This is a genomic window from Isoptericola sp. NPDC057191 (genome assembly GCF_042670225.1).
Taxonomy (GTDB): domain Bacteria; phylum Actinomycetota; class Actinomycetes; order Actinomycetales; family Cellulomonadaceae; genus Isoptericola.
Window position 1 is genome coordinate 1 of the sequence record NZ_JBHUWC010000228.1, and the last position, 5,519, is coordinate 5,519.

A 5,519-nucleotide genomic window follows, 5' to 3' on the forward strand; every position below is an offset into this window, starting at 1 on the left:
CCCCCACCACGGGGGCGCGGGGCCCGGTCGGGGCGTTGCGCACCGACCTGCTCACGCTGGCCGACGGGCTGACCGGCCCGGGCCGGTCGGGCGTCGCGCGCCGCACCGCCCTGCACCAGCTGGTCACCGACCGCCTCACGCCCCTGTACGAGGCCGCCACCGCCGACGTCGACCCGGCAGGCCTCGCGCTCGCCGCCGTCGGCAGCCTGGGGCGCGGCGAGCCGGGCCCCCTGTCCGACCTCGACCTCGTCCTCGTGCACGACGGGCGCACCCACAAGCCCGACGAGCTCGCGCGCGTGGCTGACGCCCTGTGGTACCCGCTGTGGGACTCGGGGGTCGACGTCGACCACGCCGTGCGCTCCCTGAGCCAGACCCGCCGGCTGGCCTCCACCGACCTTCCCGCCGCCGTCGGCTGGCTGGACGTGCGGCCCCTCGCGGGCGACGCCGTGGTGGTGCACCGGGCGGCGTCGGCGATCCTCACCGACTGGCGCTCCGCCTCCCGCCGCAGGCTGCCCGAGCTGCTGCACAGCGCCCGGGAGCGCGCCGAGCGGGCCGGCGAGCTCGCCTACCTCATCGAGCCGGACCTCAAGGAGTCCCGTGGCGGCATCCGTGACGCCGTGCTGCTGTCCGCGCTCGCCGCGACCTGGCTCACCGACCGGCCGCACGGCCGGGTCGACCGGGCCTACACGCACCTGCTGGACGTGCGCGACGCGGTGCACGTCGTGACGCGACGCCGTTCGACCCGGCTGCTGCTCGCGGACCTCGACGAGGTCGCCGCGCGGTGCGGCAAGGACGACCCGGACGAGCTGCTGGCCGGGCTCGCCGAGGCGGGCCGCGAGATCTCGTACGCCCTGGACTCCACCGTGCGGCGGGCACGCCAGGCGCTCCAGCGCCCCGCCGTGCGCCGGCCGGTCGTGGTGCGCGGCCGGCGGTCCGCCCCGCGGCTGCGCTCCGCCGGGGACGGGCTCGTCGAGCACGACGGGGAGCTGGTGCTCGCGGCGGGGGCCAGGCCCGCCGAGGACCCGCTGCTCCCGCTGCGCGCAGCCGCCACCGCGGCCCGGACGGGGCTGGTGCTCTCGCCCGTCACCGTGCACTCCCTCGCCCAGAGCCCTCCGCCGCCCGTCCCGTGGCCGCCCGCCGCGCGCACCGCCCTGCTCACCCTGCTCGGCGCGGGCCCCGCGCAGGTGCCCGTCTGGGAGGCGCTCGACCTCGCGGGGGTCGTCACGACGTGGATCCCCGAGTGGGCCGGCGTGCGCAACCGCCCCCAGCGTGCGGCGATCCACCGGCACACGGTGGACCGGCACCTCGTCGAGACGGTCGCGCGGGCCGCGCGGGTACGGCGCCAGGTCGCCGCCGACGCCGGCGTCGCCCCGGCACCGTCCGAGCCGTTGCTGCTCGCCGCCCTCCTGCACGACATCGGCAAGCGGCGCGGCGCGCACAGCACGGACCATGCCGTCGAGGGGGCACAGATCGCGCCGGGCGTCGTGCGGCGCTGCGGCTTCGACGACGCGACGGCGCACGACGTCGGCGTCGTCGTGCGCCACCACCTCACGCTGGCGCGGCTCGCGACGACGGCCGACCTCGAGGACCCGGCCACGGTGGCGGAGCTGCTGGACGCGCTCGAGCACCGCGCGGACCTGCTCGAGACCGTGCGCGCCCTGACGGAGGCCGATGCGTCGTCCCTCGGGCCGGCGGGCTGGACGTCGTGGCGTGCGAGCCTGGTGGACGACCTCACCGGGCGGGCGCGGCGGGCGCTCGCGGTCGACCCGTAGCCGACCGGTAGGGTAGGTGGCTGCAACGACCGAATCTCTGTGAGGACCAGCCTGGTGTTCAACTCCCTGTCGGACCGGCTCACTGCGACGTTCAAGAACCTGCGCGGTCGGGGGCGGCTCTCCGAGGCGGACATCGACGCGACCGTGCGCGAGATCCGCCGGGCCCTCCTCGACGCCGACGTCGCCGTGCCCGTGGTGCGCGAGTTCACCGCCGCGGTGCGCGAGCGCGCCCTGTCGGCCGAGGTGTCCGGGGCGCTCAACCCCGCGCAGCAGGTCGTGAAGATCGTCAACGACGAGCTCGTCGGGATCCTCGGCGGCCAGACCCGCGCGCTGCAGCTCGCGAAGACGCCGCCGACGGTCATCATGCTCGCGGGTCTGCAGGGCGCCGGCAAGACGACGCTCGCCGGCAAGCTGGCGCTGGCCCTCAAGGAGCAGGGCCACACCCCGCTGCTGGTCGCGGCCGACCTGCAGCGCCCCAACGCGGTCACGCAGCTGTCCGTCGTGGCCGAGCGCGCGGGCGTGCGCGTCTTCGCCCCGCACCCGGGGAACACCAGCGGGACCGACGCGGAGACGGACACGATCATCGGCGACCCCGTGGGCGTGGCCCGCGACGGCGTCGCGGAGGCGCGGGCGAAGCAGCACGACGTCGTCATCGTCGACACCGCGGGTCGCCTCGGCGTCGACCAGGTCCTCATGCGCCAGGCCGCGGACATCCGCGACGCCGTGCAGCCCGACGAGGTCCTGTTCGTCATCGACGCGATGATCGGCCAGGACGCCGTCGCGACGGCGAAGGCGTTCGAGGAAGGCGTCGACTTCACCGGCGTCGTGCTGTCCAAGCTGGACGGCGACGCCCGCGGTGGCGCGGCGCTGTCCGTGGCGACGATCACGGGCCGGCCGATCATGTTCGCCTCCACGGGCGAGAAGCTGACCGACTTCGAGGTCTTCCACCCCGACCGCATGGCGTCGCGCATCCTCGACATGGGTGACGTCCTCACCCTCATCGAGCAGGCCGAGAAGGCGTTCGACGCCGAGCAGGCCGAGAAGATGGCCGCCAAGGTCAGCGCCGGCGAGGACTTCACCCTGTCCGACTTCCTGGTGCAGATGCAGCAGATGAAGAAGCTGGGCTCGATGAAGAAGATGCTCGGCATGCTGCCGGGCATGGCGCAGATGCGCGACCAGCTCGAGAACTTCGACGAGCGTGAGGTCGACCGCGTCCAGGCGCTCATCCAGTCGATGACGCCGGCCGAGCGCGAGAACCCCAAGCTCATCAACGGCTCCCGCCGCGCCCGCATCGCCCGCGGTTCCGGGCAGACCACCACGGCCGTCAACCAGCTGCTCGAGCGCTTCACGCAGGCGCAGAAGATGATGCGCCAGATGAGCAAGGGCGGTGGGATGCCGGGCATGCCCGGTGGGATGCCGGGGATGCCGGGCATGCCGGGCGGCGGCAAGAAGGCCCGCGGCAAGCAGGCGCCGCAGCGCAAGGTCAAGGGCAAGTCGGGCAACCCCGCGAAGCGGGCGCAGCAGGAGCGCGAGGCCATGCAGCGCGCCCTCGGTGGTCCGGCGGACAAGCCCGCGGCCCCCGGTTCCGCGTTCGGGGTGGGCGGCGCCGAGCCCGCGGAGCAGGACCTGTCGAAGCTCCAGCTCCCGGACGGCTTCGACAAGCTGCTCGGCGGCCGCTGAGGCTCACGGCACGGCGCACGTCGGCGACCCCCCGACTCTGTAGCCTTCGACCATGTCCGCCCCGCACGTCCCGCTGCACGTCACCGGCCACGTCCTGCTCGGGCAGGACCGCGACGTCGGCGAGATGTGGGTGCGTGACGGGCGCGTCAGCCTGACCCGTCCCTCCCCGCAGGGGAGCGCCACGCGTGAGCTCGAGGGCTGGGTGCTGCCCGGGCTGGTCGACGTGCACTGCCACCTGGGGCTGGGCCCCGGGGGCGCCGTCGACGCCGAGACCACGGTCGCGCAGGCGCTCGTCGACCGGGACGCGGGCGTCCTCCTGGTCCGCGACGCCGGGTCGCCGGTGGACACGTCCTGGGTGCAGGACCGCCCCGACCTGCCGCGCCTGGTGCGCGCCGGCCGCCACCTCGCGCGCCCGAAGCGCTACCTGCGGGGTTTCGGGCTGGAGCTCGACGACGTCGCGGACCTGCCCGCCGTCGTCCGTGCGGAGGCGCGCGGCGCGGACGGGTGGGTCAAGCTCGTCGGCGACTGGATCGACCGGGACCTCGGACGCGAAGGTGACCTGCGGCCGCTGTGGCCGCGCGACGTCCTCGTCGAGGCCGTCGCCGCCGCCCACGCGGAGGCCGCGCGCGTCACGGTGCACGCGTTCTCCGAGGAGGTGGTCGGCGACCTCCTCGCCGCCGGCGTCGACGGCATCGAGCACGGCACCGGGGTGGTCGGCGCGTCCGTGGACGAGGTCGCCGCGCGCGGCATCCCCGTGACGCCGACGCTGCTGCAGGTGGGACGGTTCGAGGAGATCGCCCGGCAGGCCGAGGACAAGTTCCCCGTCTACGCCGCGCGCATGCGCCGCATGCACGCGCGCCGCTACGAGCACGTCCGGACGCTCCACGAGGCGGGCGTCCCGCTGCTCGTCGGCACGGACGCAGGCGGCACGCTGGGGCACGGGCGCATCGTGGACGAGTGCGCCGAGCTGGTGGCAGCGGGCATCCCCGCGGCCGACGTGGTTGCGATGGCCACCTGGCGGGCACGGGAGGTGCTCGGTTTCGGTGCGCTCGTGGAGGGCTCCAGCGCGGACCTCGTGGTGTACCCCGCCGACCCGCGCGAGGACATCGAGGTGCTGCGGTACCCGACCGCCGTCGTCCTGCGCGGGCAGGTCGTCCGGGGCTGACCGCGCGGCCTCGACCGGCGGTCGCCGCGACGTCCGTCACACGAGGTTGGAGGCGCACGCCCCGGTCTGGCACAATGACCGTGTACTCGGCGTGCCCAGGCCCCTCTCTCCTGCGCAGGTCGCGTCCTGACCTCATGCGCCGCCAGGACCCCACCCGGCGGAGCGCAGGGTCGCCCCACCAGAACCAGGAGACACCACCACAGTGGCCGTCAAGATTCGTCTGAAGCGCCTCGGCAAGATCCGGGCCCCGTACTACCGCATCGTCGTGGCCGACTCGCGCTCGAAGCGCGACGGTCGCGTGATCGAGGAGATCGGGAAGTACCACCCGACCGAGGAGCCGTCGTTCATCGAGATCAAGTCCGAGCGCGCGCAGTACTGGCTCGGCGTCGGCGCGCAGCCGACCGAGCAGGTCGCCGCGCTCCTCAAGATCACCGGTGACTGGCAGAAGTTCAAGGGCCTGCCGGGTGCCGAGGGCACCCTGCGGACCAAGACCGCGAAGGCCGACAGCGCCGCCGCGATCGAGGCCGTCGCCGCCGAGGCCGAGAAGGTCAAGGCCACGGCCGCCCAGAAGAAGACCGCGGAGCCGGCGGAGTCCGCCGAGGCCGAGGCCGAGGCCTGATGCTCGCCGAGGCCCTCGAGCACCTGGTGCGCGGCATCGTGGACAACCCGGACGACGTCCGGGTGGCCGCGCGGACGCAGCGCCGGGGCGACCTGCTCGAGGTGCGGGTGCACCCTGACGACCTCGGCCGTGTGATCGGCCGGGGCGGACGGACGGCGAAGGCTCTGCGCACCGTGGTCGGCGCGCTCGCGACGGACGGCCCCGTGCGGGTCGACGTCGTGGACGTCGACCGGCGCTGACGCCCGCCGCACCCCGCTGCCGCAGCTTCGACGAGGCCCGGCCC

The 5,519-nt window shown here is 74.9% G+C and carries 5 protein-coding genes; all 5 read left to right on the forward strand.

The genetic code is table 11. The features are described from left to right. A partial coding sequence (locus ACFT55_RS18740; RefSeq protein ID WP_380245358.1) for an HD domain-containing protein occupies positions 1-1,772 on the forward strand: 1,772 nt, incomplete at its 5' end. 54 nt (positions 1,773-1,826) lie between these two features. Next, a complete protein-coding gene (ffh, locus tag ACFT55_RS18745; RefSeq protein ID WP_380245362.1) occupies positions 1,827-3,452 on the forward strand; it encodes a signal recognition particle protein in 1,626 nt (541 codons plus the stop codon). A gap of 52 nt (positions 3,453-3,504) precedes the next feature. After that, a complete protein-coding gene (locus tag ACFT55_RS18750) occupies positions 3,505-4,617 on the forward strand; it encodes an amidohydrolase family protein (RefSeq protein ID WP_380245359.1) in 1,113 nt (370 codons plus the stop codon). Positions 4,618-4,819: 202 nt separating this feature from the next. Continuing rightward, complete coding sequence (rpsP, locus tag ACFT55_RS18755; protein WP_380245360.1) at positions 4,820-5,236, forward strand: 30S ribosomal protein S16; 417 nt, start codon at positions 4,820-4,822, stop codon at positions 5,234-5,236. Beyond that, positions 5,236-5,475 (forward strand): RNA-binding protein, encoded by a 240-nt coding sequence (locus tag ACFT55_RS18760; protein ID WP_380245361.1) that lies wholly within the window; start codon positions 5,236-5,238, stop codon positions 5,473-5,475. Before rpsP ends, ACFT55_RS18760 begins: the two co-directional genes overlap by 1 nt. Positions 5,476-5,519: the final 44 nt, after the last annotated feature.